16 protein-coding genes are annotated in these 15,522 nt (G+C 72.5%); 6 read left to right on the forward strand and 10 right to left on the reverse strand.

Features of this window, described 5'->3' with window-relative positions; all coding sequences use genetic code 11:
• Positions 1–48: 48 nt before the first annotated feature.
• Positions 49–1,329 (forward strand): MDR family MFS transporter, encoded by a 1,281-nt coding sequence (locus tag O3X23_RS15840; RefSeq protein WP_269272076.1) that lies wholly within the window; start codon positions 49–51, stop codon positions 1,327–1,329.
• Here O3X23_RS15840 and O3X23_RS15845 read toward each other — a convergent pair.
• From O3X23_RS15845 to mshA, 3 genes are all read right to left on the reverse strand, one after another.
• A complete protein-coding gene (locus tag O3X23_RS15845; RefSeq protein ID WP_269272009.1) occupies positions 1,313–2,998 on the reverse strand; it encodes a glycosyl hydrolase family 28-related protein in 1,686 nt (561 codons plus the stop codon). The genes O3X23_RS15840 and O3X23_RS15845 overlap by 17 nt on opposite strands.
• A 161-nt stretch (positions 2,999–3,159) precedes the next feature.
• Positions 3,160–3,759 (reverse strand): YbjN domain-containing protein, encoded by a 600-nt coding sequence (locus tag O3X23_RS15850; RefSeq protein WP_269272010.1) that lies wholly within the window; start codon positions 3,757–3,759, stop codon positions 3,160–3,162.
• Positions 3,752–5,104, reverse strand: a complete 1,353-nt coding sequence (gene mshA, locus O3X23_RS15855; RefSeq protein WP_269272011.1) for a D-inositol-3-phosphate glycosyltransferase — start codon at positions 5,102–5,104, stop codon at positions 3,752–3,754. The genes O3X23_RS15850 and mshA overlap by 8 nt, the downstream gene beginning before the upstream one ends.
• A 155-nt stretch (positions 5,105–5,259) precedes the next feature.
• Here mshA and O3X23_RS15860 point away from each other — a divergent pair, with 155 nt between their 5' ends.
• From O3X23_RS15860 to O3X23_RS15870, 3 genes are all read left to right on the forward strand, one after another.
• Entirely contained in the window at positions 5,260–6,066 is an 807-nt protein-coding gene (locus O3X23_RS15860; RefSeq protein ID WP_269272012.1) for a class I SAM-dependent methyltransferase, read from the forward strand.
• Positions 6,067–6,189: 123 nt separating this feature from the next.
• On the forward strand, positions 6,190–7,239 hold the full coding sequence (locus O3X23_RS15865; RefSeq protein ID WP_269272013.1) for a C40 family peptidase: 1,050 nt from the start codon (positions 6,190–6,192) through the stop codon (positions 7,237–7,239).
• 223 nt (positions 7,240–7,462) lie between these two features.
• On the forward strand, positions 7,463–8,746 hold the full coding sequence (locus O3X23_RS15870; RefSeq protein WP_269272014.1) for a PP2C family protein-serine/threonine phosphatase: 1,284 nt from the start codon (positions 7,463–7,465) through the stop codon (positions 8,744–8,746).
• Between the two features lie 53 nt (positions 8,747–8,799).
• Here the strand turns inward: O3X23_RS15870 and O3X23_RS15875 are convergent, their stop codons facing one another.
• The 5 genes from O3X23_RS15875 to O3X23_RS15895 all read right to left on the reverse strand — a co-directional run bounded on the left by O3X23_RS15875 (position 8,800) and on the right by O3X23_RS15895 (position 12,165).
• On the reverse strand, positions 8,800–9,141 hold the full coding sequence (locus O3X23_RS15875) for a DUF2516 family protein (protein WP_269272015.1): 342 nt from the start codon (positions 9,139–9,141) through the stop codon (positions 8,800–8,802).
• A gap of 160 nt (positions 9,142–9,301) precedes the next feature.
• Positions 9,302–9,865: a hypothetical protein gene (locus O3X23_RS15880; protein WP_269272016.1), complete on the reverse strand. Its 564-nt coding sequence runs from the start codon at positions 9,863–9,865 to the stop codon at positions 9,302–9,304.
• Between the two features lie 96 nt (positions 9,866–9,961).
• Positions 9,962–10,378: a helix-turn-helix domain-containing protein gene (locus O3X23_RS15885; protein WP_269272017.1), complete on the reverse strand. Its 417-nt coding sequence runs from the start codon at positions 10,376–10,378 to the stop codon at positions 9,962–9,964.
• 60 nt (positions 10,379–10,438) lie between these two features.
• On the reverse strand, positions 10,439–11,737 hold the full coding sequence (locus tag O3X23_RS15890) for an RNA polymerase sigma factor (protein ID WP_269272018.1): 1,299 nt from the start codon (positions 11,735–11,737) through the stop codon (positions 10,439–10,441).
• Positions 11,738–11,811: 74 nt separating this feature from the next.
• Complete coding sequence (locus O3X23_RS15895; RefSeq protein WP_269272019.1) at positions 11,812–12,165, reverse strand: YciI family protein; 354 nt, start codon at positions 12,163–12,165, stop codon at positions 11,812–11,814.
• Positions 12,166–12,326: 161 nt separating this feature from the next.
• Between O3X23_RS15895 and soxR the strand changes: the two genes are divergently transcribed.
• Both soxR and O3X23_RS15905 read left to right on the forward strand, forming a co-directional pair.
• Positions 12,327–12,863: a redox-sensitive transcriptional activator SoxR gene (gene soxR, locus O3X23_RS15900; protein ID WP_269272020.1), complete on the forward strand. Its 537-nt coding sequence runs from the start codon at positions 12,327–12,329 to the stop codon at positions 12,861–12,863.
• A 52-nt stretch (positions 12,864–12,915) separates the two neighbouring features.
• Positions 12,916–13,470, forward strand: coding sequence for a DinB family protein (locus O3X23_RS15905; RefSeq protein ID WP_269272021.1), 555 nt, complete (start codon positions 12,916–12,918; stop codon positions 13,468–13,470).
• Positions 13,471–13,518: 48 nt separating this feature from the next.
• Here O3X23_RS15905 and O3X23_RS15910 read toward each other — a convergent pair whose 3' ends face one another.
• Positions 13,519–14,553 (reverse strand): aspartate-semialdehyde dehydrogenase, encoded by a 1,035-nt coding sequence (locus O3X23_RS15910; RefSeq protein WP_269272022.1) that lies wholly within the window; start codon positions 14,551–14,553, stop codon positions 13,519–13,521.
• Entirely contained in the window at positions 14,550–15,464 is a 915-nt protein-coding gene (locus O3X23_RS15915; RefSeq protein WP_269272023.1) for a dihydrodipicolinate synthase family protein, read from the reverse strand. The genes O3X23_RS15910 and O3X23_RS15915 overlap by 4 nt, the downstream gene beginning before the upstream one ends.
• Between the last annotated feature and the right edge of the window lie 58 nt (positions 15,465–15,522).

Raw genomic sequence — 15,522 nt, forward strand, 5'->3', positions numbered from 1 at the left:
ACATGGGGGCCCTGAGTGCCGGACGTCAGACGAGCTGTGAGCGAGACCATGTCCGGGCTCCCGCGCCAGTTCTGGTGGCTGTGGACCAGCACGCTGGTCAACCGGCTCGGCGGGTTCGTCGTCACGTTCCTGGCGCTCTACCTGACCGTCGAACGCGGCTTCTCCGCCTCCTACGCCGGCCTCGTCGCCTCCCTCTACGGGCTCGGCGGCTCGGTCGCGTCCGTCGTCGGCGGCGTTCTCGCGGACCGCGTCGGGCGGCGCGCCACCATGCTCGTCGCCCAGCTGGGCACGGCCGCGGTCACCGCGCTGCTCGGCTTCGTCACCCACCCGGTGGCGATCGCGGCGGTCGCCGGGCTCGTCGGCGTCACCAGCAACGCCTCCCGGCCGGCCCTCCAGGCGATGCTCGCCGACCTCGTGCCGCCCAAGGACCGGGTGCGGGCCTTCGCCCTCAACTACTGGGCCATCAACATCGGCTTCGGCGTCTCGGCGGGCGTGGCCGGACTCATCGCCGCCCAGGGGTACGTCTGGCTCTTCCTGGGCGACGCGCTGATGACGCTGCTCTGCGCGATCGTCGTCTTCCTCAAGGTCAAGGAGACCCTGCCCGCCGCCGACGCCCTGCCGGCCGCGGACGAGGAACCCGCCGGGCTCGGCCAGGTGCTGCGCGACCAGCGGTTCATGGCCCTGGTCGGACTCACCTTCCTGCTCGGGACCGTGGGCCAGCAGGGGGCCACCACCCTGTCGGTCGACATGGGCCGCTCCGGGTTCACGGCGAGCGAGTACGGGCTGGTCATCGGCCTCAACGGGCTCCTGGTGGTGCTGCTCCAGATCCCCGTCACCCGGATGATGACCGGCCGCAGCCCGGCCGCGCTGCTCGCCGCCGGCACCCTGCTGATGGGCTGGGGCTTCGGCCTGACCGCGTTCGCCGGCTCGGTCGGCTTCTACGCCCTCACCGTCACGGTGTGGACGCTCGGCGAGATCATGCACGCGCCCGCCTCGATGGCGATCGTCGCCGACCTCGCGCCGGCGCGGGCCCGCGGCCGCTACCAGGGCATGTTCTCGCTCTCCTGGTCCGCCGCCTCCTTCGTCGGCCCCCTGGCGGGCGGCTTCGCGCTCGACCGCTGGGGCGGCTCCGCGGCGTGGGGAGCCTGCGCGGTCGTCGGCACGGTCACCGCGGCCGGGTACTGGGCGCTGCTGCGGACCCGGGGACCGGCCAAGGCCGTGGAGGCGGAGGCGGTCGAGGCGCTGGAAGCGGTCGCGAGGGAAGAGGTGCCGATGCCGGCCTCCGGGCCGGCACCGGCATCCGCCGCTGCCGTCAGGAGCAGCCGTTGAGGTGGCGCTGGGCCTCGTAGAGGTTCGGCGGGGTGACCGCCGGGGTGCCGTAGGACTCCAGGCGGGAGTGGAGCGGGCCGGCGAAGTCCGGGACGTCGATCTGGCCGAACGCGGTGACCTCGGAGATACCGGCCGTGGCGCTGTACGGGGCGACGTCGTCGATCTTGACGCAGCCCGCGCGGCCGTTGGTGACGGTGACGTTCCAGTGGGTGAAGCGGGCGCCGTAGAGCGGCCCGGCGCTGGCGTCGCCGCCGTGCTGCCCGTCGTTGAGGACGGTGATCTCGGTGCGGACGTTGGCGAACGGCAGTCCGCGGTGGGTGTCGAACGTCCCCATGTCCATCCGCCCGCGCGACCAGACGTTGTAACTGGACAGTCCCTCGACGTTGATGCCGTGCAGCTGGGTGCCGGCCGGGGCGGGGAGCACGGTGCGCCGGTCGATGGCGAAGTCCTCGATCAGGTTGTCGTGCGAGCCCTCGCGGCAGCAGTACGGGTGGTGGCTGCCGCGTCCCGAGACGCGGGTGCGGCGGAGCGTGGAGCCCTTGGCGGCGACGAGCAGGAACCCGTTGTCGACGTTGACGGCGCGCACGTCGTCCACCCAGCAGTCCCAGGCGCACTGCAGGACCAGGCCGTTGTAGCCGGTGTCGAGCAGGTGCTGGGCCTGCGGGGTCTCCACCATCTCGATGGTGAGGCCCTCGACGCCGGAGTTCACCACGGGGTCGACGAGCGTCGTCAGCTTCGGGGCCCAGTCCAGGCGCGTGTCGAGCGGCAGCGGGCGGTCGAGTGTGACGCGGTGGCCCCGGACGCCGGTGATCCGGGCCGGCCACTCGTAGGGGACGTACGACAGCACCTTGGTCTTGTCGGACCAGTCGTAGGTCCCGGCGCCGTCCACGTCGCCCGCCATGTGGTCGAGCAGGCTGTGCCGGGCGTCGTCCGCGAGCTGGAGCAGGACGCGGTCGCCGCGCCGGAGGCGGGAGGCGTTGTCGACGGTGACGGTGGAGTCGCCCTGCGTCGCGACCGCCGTGATGGTGGCGAGGGTCTGCCACTCGTCGCGCTTGTTGCCGGTCCAGCCCTCGAACGGCCAGGCCTTGGCCTTGATCGCGTCGGTGAGGGTGCGGTAGCGCTCGCGCGGGCAGACCCAGACCAGGCCGCCGGCCCAGGACCAGGACGACTTGGTGCCGCCGTAGCGGCTGCCGTAGGCGCCGATGATCTCGGTGAGCGAGCGCGTCGCGAAGAGCTTGGTGCTGCCGCTGCCCTCACCGCGCAGGGTGACGTTGCTGTAGCCGAGCTGGATGACGTCGTCGATCCGGTAGGTGCCGCGCGGCAGCAGGACCGTGCCGCCCCCGCGCTTGCCGACCGCGGCGATGGCCCGGTTGATGGCGGGGGCGGCGTCCGCGGAGCCGTCCGGCCTGGCGCCGTAGTGCAGGACGTTGGCGCGTACGGGACGGCGGGGGAAGTTCCGCTCGCCTCCGTTGTAGCCCGCGCGGGCGACGTTGGGGATCTGCGGGTGGGTGTAGGGCGCGGCCTCGAACTCCGCCCAGAGGGGGGACGGCACGCCCGTGGACCCCGGTTCGGACGCGAAGGCGGTGCGGCCGCCGAGCGCGTCGGCGGCCACCGCCGCCGTGGTGACCTGGATGGCTCCCGTGAGCAGTCTCCTGCGACTGATCGTCATGACCCCGCCTTTCACGTATCTGAACACTATTCAGATGTGCGACGGCATGAGGGTGCCATGAGCCTGGGGTTGGCGGGAAGGGGGTGGAACGCAGAAGTCTGCCGACAGCTTTCACCCGTTGATGAGCGGCCCGGAGTCAGGAGTGCCCGAGGAAGGTGGCGTCAGTCGTTCGACGCCGCCGGCTTGTCAGCGCCGGTCAGATGTGTGAACGCGTCCAGGTTGCGGGTCGACTCCCCGCGCGAGACGCGCCAGGCGTACTCCTTGCGGATCGAGGCCGCGAACCCGAGTTCCAGCAGCGTGTTGAACGAGCCGTCCGCGTTCTCCAGGACAGCGCCGAGCAGCCGGTCGACCTCGTCGGCCGTCACGGCGGCGAGCGGGATGCGGCCGGTGAGGTAGACGTCACCGAGCCGGTCGATCGCGTAGGCCACCCCGAACAGCCGGAGGTTGCGCTCCAGCAGCCAGCGGTAGACCGCTTCCTCGTTCTCGTCCGGGTGGCGGACGACGAAGGCGTTGAGGGAGAGCGTGTGCCGGCCGACGATCAGCGAGCAGGTGGTGGACAGCTTGCGGGTGCCGGGGATCTTGGCGACATACGTGCCGGGCTGCGGGTTCTCCCACTCCAGCCCGGCCTCCTCGAGCGCCCGCTCGACGGTGTCGCGGGCGGCCTGCTCGGCGGGGTGCGGCTGCGCGGCGCCCTGGGGCTCCGCGCCGTCCTGACCCTGCTCGTCCTGTCCCGCTCCTGCTGTCTGTCCGTGCTCAGCCATGAGCCGATCGTAGGTGACGGCGGTGTTCCTGCATCGCGGCGCTGTAGACGTCGGCGGTCGATGTCGCCGCCCTCCCCCAGCCGAACTCCTGGGCGTGCCGGGCGGCGGCCTCCCCCAGTCGGTCGCCCAGGTGCGGCTGGTCGACGAAGCGGCGCAGCGCCCGCGCGTAGTCGGCCGGGTCGTGGCCGGGGACCAGGAAACCGGTCTCACCGTCCTTGACCGCCACCGGCAGCCCGCCGACGGCCGCGGCGACCACCGGCGTGCCGCAGGCCTGCGCCTCGATCGCGACCAGGCCGAAGGACTCGCTGTACGAGGGCATCACCAGCACCGTCGCGGCCCGGTACCAGTCCGCGAGCCGCTGCTGGTCGACCGGCGGCTGGAACCGTACGACGTCGCTCACGCCGAGCCGCGCGGCCAGCTTGTGCAGCCGCTCCGGCTTGCTGAGGCCGCTGCCGCTGGGGCCGCCGACCACCGGGACGACCAGCCGCTCGCGCAGCGACGGGTCCTCGTCCAGCAGCACCGCGACGGCGCGGAGCAGCACGTCCGGGGCCTTGAGCGGCTGGATGCGGCCCGCGAAGAGCGGGATCAGCGCGCCCTGCGGCAGGCCGAGGCGGGCGCGGGCCGCGGCGCGGCCGTCGGCGGGCCGGAAGCGGTCCAGGTTCACGCCGGGATGGACGACAGCCACCTTGGCGGGCTGCGCACCGTAGTGGCGGGCGAGCTCGTCCGCCTCCTCGTCGGTGTTGGCGATCAGCCGGTCGGCGGCTTCCACGATCTGGGTCTCGCCGATGACGCGGGCGGCCGGCTCGGGCGTGTCGCCCTCGGCGAGCGCGGCGTTCTTGACCTTCGCCATGGTGTGCATGGCGTGCACGAGGGGGACGCCCCAGCGCTCGGCGGCAAGCCAGCCGACGTGGCCGGAGAGCCAGTAGTGCGAGTGGACGAGGTCGTAGTGGCCGGGCCGGTGGCCGGCCTCCGCCTGCATCACCCCGTGGGTGAAGGCGCAGAGCTGCGCGGGCAGCTCCTCCTTGGCCAGCCCCTCGTAGGGGCCCGCGTCGATGTGCCGGACGAGGACGCCGGGGGCGAGCTCGACGGAGGGGGGCAGGGCGCCGGTCGTGGCGCGGGTGAAGATCTCCACCTCTATGTTGATCTCGGCGAGGCGCTTCGCGAGCTCCACGATGTAGACGTTCATACCGCCGGCGTCGCCGGTGCCGGGCTGGTCGAGGGGCGAGGTGTGCACGCTCAGCATCGCCACCCGACGCGGGGCGCCGCGGCCGTGGGCGGGCCGGCGCAGCCGGCGCGATTGCGCGTAGCCGCGCAGGGCACCGAGCCGTGCCATGTGCTGGGTCACGCCGCTCTCCATTCGGCCGGACGGATCCGTTCAACGGGAGAACGCCGGAACCGACCATTCCCATTTCCGCTTTGCCGAACTTTTTGCCTGGGGTGCGGGCGCGGGGCCGAAGTGCCCGCACCCGCACCCGCGGTGCCACCACTTAAAGTCGAACCATGGCGAGACCCGTCGGCACCATCACCCGCGGCACCACGAATCCGAACCGGCTGCGTCGGATGGACCGGTGGATCGCGTCCGTGCTCGGGGCCGAGCTGCGGCGGACGGCGGATCCGGTGGCGGTGGACCTCGGGTACGGAGCGGCGCCGTGGACGGCGGTCGAGCTGCTGGGACGGCTGCGTACCGTCCGGGCGGACGCCGAGGTGGTCGGGCTGGAGATCGACCCTGCGCGGGTCGCGGCGGCGGAGCCGTACCGACGGGACGGGCTGACGTTCGCGCACGGCGGGTTCGAGGTGGCGCTGCCCGCTGCCTCCCAGGGCGCCGGCAGGCGGCCCGTCCTGATCCGGGCCGCGAACGTGCTGCGGCAGTACGACGAGGGCGAGGTGCCGGCCGTCTGGGACCGGCTGCGGGCCCGGCTGGCACCCGGCGGGCTGCTCGTGGAGGGCACCTGCGACGAGATCGGCCGCCGGCACGTGTGGGTGGCGATCGGCCCCGAAGGGCCGCGCACGGTGACGTTCGCGACGCGGCTGGGATCGCTGGAGCGGCCGTCCGACCTGGCGGAGCGCCTACCGAAGGCACTGATCCACCGGAACGTCCCCGGTGAGCCGGTGCACGCGTTCCTGACGGAGTTCGACCGGGCGTGGGCGACGGCGGCGCCGTTCGCGTCCCTGGGCGCGCGGCAGCGCTGGATCCGCAGCGTGCGCCTGCTGGCGGAGGGCGGCTGGCCGGTCACGGACCGCGCGGACCGCTGGCGGCAGGGCGAGGTCACGGTGCGCTGGGAGGCGCTGGCACCGCGCGGGTCCTGAGTCCTCTTCCGACCGGCGCCCGCTGGTCCCCGTCACTAATTCCCCCCTGCCCCTGTCGCATTGCGGCACCTCGTGGCACCATCCCCCCTCATGTGACGAACCGTCAGATACGAGGTGGTGACGATGGCGGCGAGACCATCGCGCGGCGCGGCCGTCGTGTGCACGGCCCTGCTCTGCGCGGCAGCGACGCTGGCGGTGCCCGGGGCCGCGCACGCCGAGCCGCCGCGCACGCTCGCCCAGGTGCAGGCCGAGGTGAACACCCTCTACCACCAGGCGGAAGCGGCCACCGAGGCGTTCAACGCGGCCGAGGAGAAGGTGCTCACGCAGCAGAAGAACCTGGTCGCGCTCGCCATCTCGCTGGACGCCGCCCAGACGCGCCTCGCCACGCTGCGGGACCAGGCGGGCGCGATGGCGCGGGCGCAGTACCGCAGCGGCGGGATGACGGACGAGATGCAGCTCGCGCTCTCCTCCGACCCCGAGACGTTCCTGTCCGACGCGAGCCTGGCGCAGCGCGGGGCACGGGCCGCGAACGCCACGATCCGCGACCTCACCTCCACCCAGGCGGCGTTGGACGGCTACGCGCACGCGGCCACCGCCGAATGGGAGGCGCTGGTCGAGACCCGGAAGAAGTCCGCGAACGCCAGGACCCAGGTGGAGTCGCGGCTCGCGCGGGCGAAGGCGCTGCTGGCCACCTTGCGGGAACAGGAGCGGCTGCGGCTGCAGAAGCTGGAGGACGAGGCCGCGTACCAGGCGCAGTTGGCGTGGACGCGGAGCGACGCGGCGAAGAAGCTGGCGCAACTGCCCAGGGCGGCGGGCGACGCGAGCGCGCAGGGCCGGCGGGCGGTGGCGTTCGCGGCCGGGCAGATCGGCAAGCCCTACGTGTGGGGCGCGGGCGGGCCGTCCTCGTACGACTGCTCAGGACTGACGCAGCAGGCGTGGGCGGCGGCGGGCCGGAACATCCCGCGGACGTCGCAGGAGCAGTGGCGGCTGCTGCCGCACGTACCGGTCGACCGGATGCGCCCCGGCGACCTGATCATCTACTTCGACGACGCCAGCCATGTGGGGGTGTACGTCGGGGACGGAGCGATCGTGCACGCGCCGCGGCCCGGCAGGAACGTCACCATGGCCGGGGCGGGCTCCATGCGGATCCTGGGCGTGGTCCGCCCCGGGTGACCGCTCCCCGCACAGGGCGTCGGGCAGGGCGTTGCGCACAGTGCGCGCCAACCGCCGGGGCCGGGTGATGTATGTCATGCCCGGATCGTCGCATCGGAGCTGAAATCCCCTTCTGACCGCTGCATATGACACAGGCGGTTTACCTCGTGGCCTCCCGCCACACCGCGCGCTGCCGCTATGGTCGCCTGTCAATGACCCTCGGGGGGAGGGAAGGAACAGGCCGATGACCGCAACAGGGGTACCGCACGCCGGTGAGGCGGACGGCTGCGCCGTCCTGCCCGTGCCCCGGCAGCGCCAGGATCCGTCAGCGCCCGCGCTGACGCTGCTGGTCATCGGCGACGACCCGGCGGGCACCTTCACCGCGCCCGAGCTGCTCGACGGCGGCGGGAACCGGGTGCGCATCCGCCGGGCGCGCAACCTCACCGAGGCGGAACGGCTCCTCACCGACGACGTGCACTGCGTCCTGCTGGTACTCGACGGCGACGGGCTGGAGAGCCTGCGCCGGCTGCTGCTGATCGCGCCGACCACGGCCGTCCTCGTGCTGACCGGCGACGATGCGGACGAGCCGGCTGAGGCCGGTGAGGCGGTACGGATCGGCGCGCAGGACCACCTCACCCGCGACGAGCTCGACGGCTCGCACCTGACCCGGGCGATCCGCTACGCCGTGGAGCGCAAGCGCGCGGACCTCGCGCAGCGCCAGCTCACCGAGACCCGGCTGCTCGCCCAGGAGAACTCCCGGCTGGAGCGCGGACTGCTGCCCAAGCCGCTGCTGGAGGGCGCCGACCTGCGGTTCGCGGCCATGTACCGGCCGGGGCGCAGCCGCGCGCTGCTCGGCGGCGACTTCTACGACACGGTGCGCACGACGGACGGCACGGTGCACGCGATGATCGGCGACGTCTGCGGGCACGGCCCGGACGCGGCCGCGCTCGGTGTCCAGCTGCGGATCGCGTGGCGGGCGCTCACGTTCGCCGGGCTCAGCGGCGACCTGCTGCTGAGCACCCTGCAGAAGGTGCTGGAGAACGAGCGCGCCGACGACGAGACCTTCGCGACGCTCTGCACGGTGGACATCGCGCCGAACGGCGTGAGCGCCGAGCTGTACCTGGCCGGGCACCCGGCCCCGCTGCTGACCGGTGCCGACGGTGTGCCGCGACTGCTGCCGTACGAGGCGGGCGGCCCCGCGCTCGGGCTGCTGGAGCACACCGCGTGGAGCCGGATCAACGTCGGGCTGGGCGTGTCCTGGAGCCTGATGCTCTACACGGACGGGCTGATAGAGGGCCGTATCGGTGAGGGCACGCAGCGGCTCGGCCAGGACGGGATGGTCGAGATGATCACCCGCCAGCTGGCCGGAGGGCTGCGCGGCGAGGACCTGCTGGGCGCGGCCGTCACCGAGGCGCGCGAGCTGAACGGCGGGGAGCTGACGGACGATGTCGCCCTCGTGCTGCTCGACCGGGTCGCCCCGGCCCGGATCAGGGGCCTGCCGGCCCAGCTCCAGCGGTCCGACGGCTGACGCCGACGGCTCGGAGGCTTCGGGGTTGCGGGGTTCGCGGTTTTTTGCGGACGTCAGCGGCGGAACGGTCCGTACGGGCCGTCGCTGCTGCTGCCGCCACCGCGGCGGCCGCCGCGCCCGCCGCCGGAGATCTGCTTCAGGGCCGGACGGACGTCGACCATGTAGACGATCACCGCGACCAGGCCGAAGGCCGGCAGGAAGTCGAGGATCGAGAAGAACTTCATCACCAGGGCCGCGAGGCCGAGGACGATCAGCCAGAACGGCTTGGTCTTCTTGCCGGCCGCGCGGTAGGCGTCCTCGCGGCGCACCGCGGCGTCGATGAACGCGAAGAGCGCGAAGAGGAACAGGCCCCATGACACCAGGGCCACCACCCCGAAGAACCCCGTGACCAACACGCCGCCCACCGCCTTGTCCGCTCTGCCCTACCGGCCGGATGCCCGAGAAACCGTCGCCGCCACCGTACCCGTACCGCACGGACAACGGGCCGGGCACGCTGAGCGTGCCCGGCCCGTCCTGTTCCTGCCCTGCCCTGTCCTGCCCTCTGCGAAGCGCGTACTACTCGGCCGGCTTGGCCGCCGGCTTCTTGGCGGGGGCCTTCTTCGCGACGGGCTTCTTCGCCGGAGCGGAAGCCGAGGCGTCCACCGCCGGGGCGGAGGTGGACGCGGCCGCGGGCCGCGGGTCGGGCTCGACCGCCACGGCGATCTCCTCGATCTCGTCGGCCACGTCGCCGCGCCAGGTCGCCACGGCGCCCTTGCCGCGCTCGGCCAGCGTGCCGTAGGTCTCCTGGACCTTCACGGCGGCCTCGGCGGCCCGGCCGACACCCTGGAGCGCGAAGTCCTGGACGGACTCACCGATCTTCTTCAGGTCCAGCTCGACGGAGCCGAGGGCCTCGGTCACCTTCGTCTGGGCGTCCTTGGCCTGCGCGGCGACGCGGTCCTGGAGCAGCTTCGGGTCGGTGTTGCGGATCTTCTCGAAGCGCTCGGGGGCCTCGGCGCGGATCTTCTCGATCAGCGCGGGCACCCGCTGCAGCTTCTCGGCGGCGAGGTCGGCGGTGCCGGCCACCGCGTAGAGCGGAGTCGGGTCCTTGAGCGTCTTCACAATGTCATCGGTGATCGCCATGAGGGTCCTCCCGGACGGGGGTCGTTGACGCGTGGTCTTGCGTGCGGTGTCTGTTGACGGTGTGCCGGGCGCGGTGCACACGCGCCGGTCGAGCGGTCAGGCTGGTCGAGCGGCCTTCGGCCGCACCGGGTCCGTCGGCGCCGGCTCCGCCGGTACCGGCTCCTCCACCACGGCGTTCTCCTTGCGGAACGACTCGTAGATCTGGATCAGCACCTGCTTCTGCCGCTCATTGATCGTCGGATCGGCCAGGATCGCCGCGTGGACCTCCAGCTCGTCCCGGTCGCGCTCCTCGAGCATTCCGGCCTGGACGTACAGGGTCTCCGCGGAGATCCGCAGCGCCTTCGCGAGCTGCTGCAGGATCTCGGCGCTGGGCTTGCGCAACCCGCGCTCGATCTGGCTGAGGTAGGGGTTCGAGACCCCGGCGGCGTCCGCGAGCTGCCGCAGCGACAGCTGCGCGTTGCGCCGCTGCTCCCGCAGGTACTCGCCGACGTTGCCGACGTTCAGTGAAGCCATGCCGCGATGCTGCACCATCGATGCTAACTATTGCAAGCACATCGCTTGCAAAAGGCTCCATTACGGGGTGTGAGAGCCGTCACGACGGCGCGCGCACTCCGTCGCCCGCTGTTCCAGCAGGGTGCGCTCGCGGGCGTTTCGGGTGAGGGAGGCGGCTCGGACGAACTCCTGACCTGCCTCTTCGTACCGGCCGAGCCGGGCGAGGAGGTCGCCGCGGACGGTCGGCAGCAGGTGGTAGCCGGCCAGCGACGGCTCGGACGTCAGCGTGTCGACGAGTTCCAGACCGGTGGCCGGGCCGTACGCCATGGCGAGCGCGACCGCGCGGTTCAGCTCCACGACGGGTGACGGGGCGCGCGCGGCAAGCTGCTCGTAGAGCCCGGCGATCGACCGCCAGTCGGTCTCCTCCGGAGTGCGGGCCCGCGCGTGGCTCGCGGCGATCGCGCCCTGCAGGACGTACGGGCCGGGCGGCCCGCCGAGCGCGGCGGCCCGCTCCAGGGCGGCGAACCCGCGGCGGATGAGCAGCAGGTCCCACCGCGAGCGGTCCTGGTCGAGCAGCAGGACCGGCTCGCCCGCCGGGCCCGTCCTGGCCGCCGACCGCGACGTCTGGATCTCCATCAGCGCGACGAGGCCGTGCGCCTCGGGCTCCTTCGGCATCAGCGCGGCCAGGACACGGCCCAGCCGCAGCGCCTCCGCGCAGAGCGCCGGGCGCATCAGGTCGTCGCCGGCGGTCGCCGCGTACCCCTCGTTGAACACCAGGTAGATCACCTCGAGGACGGAGGCCAGCCGGTCGGCCAGCTCCGGCCCGGCCGGCACCTCGAAGGGGACGTCGGCCTCGGCCAGCGTCTTCTTGGCCCGCACGATCCGCTGGGCGACCGTCGACTCCGGGACGAGGAACGCGCGCGCGATCTCCTCGGTCCGCAGACCGCCCAGCAACCGCAGCGTGAGCGCGACGCGCGCCTCGGTGGAGAGCACCGGGTGGCAGGCGGTGAAGACCAGCCGCAGCAGATCGTCCTCGATGTCGCCGTCGAGAACGGCCTCGACGTCGGCCGCCGCGCCGTGCCCCGAGGTCTCCAGCTCGTGCCCGAGCACGTCGATCTTGCGCGCGAGCCGCTCCTTGCGGCGCAGGAGGTCGATCGCGCGGTGCTTCGCGGTGGCCATGAGCCAGGCGCCCGGATTGTCCGGCACGCCCGACCCGGGCCACTGCTCCAGCGCCGCGACGAGGGCGTCCTGCGCCAGTTCCTCGGCGAGGCCGATGTCGCGCACGAGACGTACGAGCCCGGCGATGAGCCTCGCCGACTCGATCCTCCACACCGCCTCGATCGCGCGGTGGGCGTCGGGGCGGGCGCTGGGTACCGTCATGGCGACCCATCAGAGCACCCTCGTCCGCGCGACGGCAACCTGCGGTGGCCGCGGTGGCGGGCCGCCGCGGGCGATCAGTCGTTCATCCCCTCGATCTGCCGGATCTCCGACTCGATCTCCCAGCCGTCACCGTGGATCCGCAGGAAGCGCGAGGCCCATTCCAGCGCCTCCTCCTTGCTCTTCACCTCGATCATCGCGTAACCGCCGATGACCTCCTTCGCCTCGGTGAAGGGCCCGTCGGTCACGGTCAGCCTGCCGCCGGAGAGCCGGATGCGGGTGCCTTCCGCGGTCGGCCGCAGACCGGCGGTGTCGAGGAGGACGCCGGCCTTCGTCATCTCCTCGATGAGTTTGCCCATGTCCTCCATCAGCTGCTCGCTCGGGACGAGGTCGGTGTTCTCCTGGACCCGCAGCATCATCATGTAGCGCATCGCGATGGCTCCTTCTCGTGCTTTTCCGTCGTCGAACCCTGCTTCTATCTGATGCGTCGAACGGGAGACGTCCGGATCGACACGTCGGCGAAAGTTTTTTTCTCCTATCCCCACAGCCCGTACTTGAACGATGGTTCAAGTCGGCCGCTACTGTGGCCGCCATGACCCAACTCCCCTGGAACGCCAAGGAAGCCACCGTCGGTGAGCTGTCCGACCGCAGCGGCGTCCCGCCGTCCGCGCTGCGCTTCTACGAGCGCGAGGGGCTCATCCGCAGCCGGCGCACCTCCGGGAACCAGCGCCGCTACAGCCGTGACACGCTGCGCCGGGTCGCCTTCATCCGGATCTCGCAGCGGGTCGGCATCCCGCTGGCGCGGATCCGCGAGGTCCTCGGGCTGCTGCCGGAGGGGCGTACGCCGAACCGCGCGGACTGGGCGAACGTCTCGGAGTGCTGGCGCGACGATCTGAACAGCCGGATCGCCCAGTTGGAGCAGTTGCGGGACCGCCTCACCGACTGCATCGGCTGCGGCTGCCTGTCGATCGACTCGTGCCATCTGGCCAACCCGCACGACGCTCTCGGCGAGCAGGGGCCCGGCCCGCGCCGCCTGCTCGGATCTCCCCCCGTCACGGATGCCGTCAAGAATGCGGATGGCGCCGCGTGCGCGAATGCGGACGCCGGCGCAGTTGCGGACAGCACCTGACCGCAAGGGTTTCTAGAGTCGAGGCATCAAGACCGAACGAGAGGTGGTCGTCATGCCGACACTGGTGCACACGGGGAAGACCGGCGAGCAGGGCGAGCGGGATGCGCTGCTGGCCTTCCTGGAGGCACAGCGCGGCGCCCTGCGCCGGGCCGTCCTCGGGCTGAGCGACGAGCAGGCCGCGTCCCGGCCGAGCGTGAGCGAGTTGTCGCTGGGCGGCTTGATCAAGCATGCGGCGAGCTGTGAGGACAACTGGGTCCAGACCACGCTGATGGGGCGGCCGTCCGCCCGCAAGCGGGACGGATCGAACTGGCACGAGGACTTCCAGCTGGTCGGCGACGAGACCGTGGCCGGGGTGCTGGAGGAGTACACGGCCGTGGCGCGGCTGACCGAGGAGACGATCCTCGGCCTGCCGGACCTGGAAGGAAGCGTGCCGCTGCCGGAGGCACCGTGGTTCCCGGCCGGCATGCGGGTCAACGCCCGCTGGGTACTGCTGCACCTCATCGAGGAGGCGGCACGGCACGCCGGACACGCGGACATCATCCGCGAGTCGCTGGACGGGAAGACGTCGTACGTACTGATCGCCGAGGAGACCGGCAAGGCGTTCTGACGGCGGTCAGCACGTACGCGTCGGGTCCGTCCCGGGGGCCCGTCCGGTTCAGCGCGCGGCGGTCAGCTCCGCGGCGACCAGCTCCGCGACCTGGACGGCGTTGAGGGCCGCGCCCTTGCGGAGGTTGTCGCTGGAGCAGAAGAGGGCGAGGCCGTTCTCCACGGTCTCGTCCCGGCGGATCCGGCCGACGAAGGTCGGGTCCTGGCCCGCCGCCTGCAGCGGCGTGGGAATCTCCGAGCGCTCGACGCCGGGGGCGGCGGCCAGCAGCTCGTAGGCGCGCTCGACGCTGATCGGACGCTCGAAGCGCACGTTGACCTGCAGCGAGTGGCCGGTGAAGACCGGCACGCGCACGCAGGTGCCCGAGACCTTCAGCTCCGGGATCTCCAGGATCTTGCGGCTCTCGTTGCGGAGCTTCTGCTCCTCGTCGGTCTCGAAGCTGCCGTCGTCGACGATCGATCCGGCCAGCGGCAGCACGTTGAACGCGATCGGGCGGGCGTAGACGCCGGGCTCCGGCAGATCGACGTTCTCGCCCCCGAAGGCGAGCGCGGCGGCCTTGTCGGCGATCTTGCAGATCTGGCCGTCGAGCTCGGCGACGCCGGCCACACCGGAGCCGGAGACGGCCTGGTACGTGGTGGCGATCAGCGCGGTCAGACCGGCCTCGTCGTGCAGCGGGCGCAGGACGGGCATGACGGCCATCGTCGTGCAGTTCGGGTTGGCGATGATGCCCTTGGGGCGGTCCGCGATCGCGTGCGGGTTGACCTCGGACACCACCAGCGGGACCTCGGGGTCCAGCCGCCAGGCGGAGGAGTTGTCGATCACGACCGCACCGGCCGCGGCGACCTTGGGCGCCAGCGCCCTGGACGCGGCGCCGCCCGCCGAGAACAGGACGATGTCCAGCCCGGAGTAGTCGGCCGTGGCGGCGTCCTCGATGACGATCTCGCCGTCCTGCCATGGCAGTGTGCTGCCGGCCGAACGGGCCGAGGCGAACAGCCTCAGCTCCTTCACCGGGAAGGCGCGCTCGGCGAGCACCTTGCGCATGACTCCGCCCACCTGGCCGGTCGCTCCGACGATTCCGATCCTCATGACGCCTCTCCGATCAATGCGTGCGTACGGTCCCGAGTATCCCCTGCCGCGTCGTATGCCCGGAGGGCCGTCTCAAGCGCTGGGCTGCCGGCGGGCAGCAGCGGCAGCCGTACGCCGGGTCCCGGGATGCGGCCGTGGGCGTGCAGCACGGCCTTGACGACGGTGGGATTCGGCTCGGTGAACAGCGCCGCCGCGAGGGCCGCCAGCCGGTGCCCCAGCGCCCGGTCGCCGGTCGTGGAGAGCTCCACCCACCGCTCGGTCGCCAGGTGCGCGGAGGCCAGCACGGCGCCCGCCGCGCCGAGGGCGAGCAGCGCCGGGGCGAAGACGTCGTCGCCCGCGAGGACGGCGAAGCCGGGCGGTTCCGCGCCGAGCAGCGCCACCGTGTCCTCGTCGATCCCGCCGACCGCGTGCTTCACCCCGACGACGCCGGGGATGGCGGCCAGCCGCAGCAGCGCCGTGATGCCGAGGGTCTGCCCCGTGCGGTACGGGATGTTGTAGATGATCAACGGCACCGGACTGCCGGCCGCCAGCGCCTCGAAGTGCGCGACCACCCCGGCCTCGGAGGGCCGGGTGAAGTACGGCACGGGGACGAGCGCCGCGGCCGCCCCGGTGTCCCCGAGCGCGCCCAGCTCCTCCCCCGACCGCCGGGTGTCGTTCGACCCGGCACCCACCGTCAGCCACGCCCCGCGCTCCCGGCACACCCTGCCGACGATCGCGGTGACGGCGGCGCGCTCCCCCTCGTCGAGGGTCGCGGCCTCGGCGGTGGTGCCCAGCGCGACGACTCCCGTCGCGCCCGCGTCGAGGACGTCGTGCGCGAGGGCCTCCAGGGCGGCGGCGGCGACCGTCCCGTCGCTGTCGAAGGGTGTGATCAAGGGCACGTGAATGCCGCCGAGCGGCCGGTCCAGATCCATACCGCCGAGCGTGCCGCACAGCGACAGTCAAGGTCCAGTTAATTGTTCTTCGAGGACA

Source organism: Streptomyces sp. H39-S7, assembly GCF_027158205.1.
Lineage (GTDB): Bacteria > Actinomycetota > Actinomycetes > Streptomycetales > Streptomycetaceae > Actinacidiphila.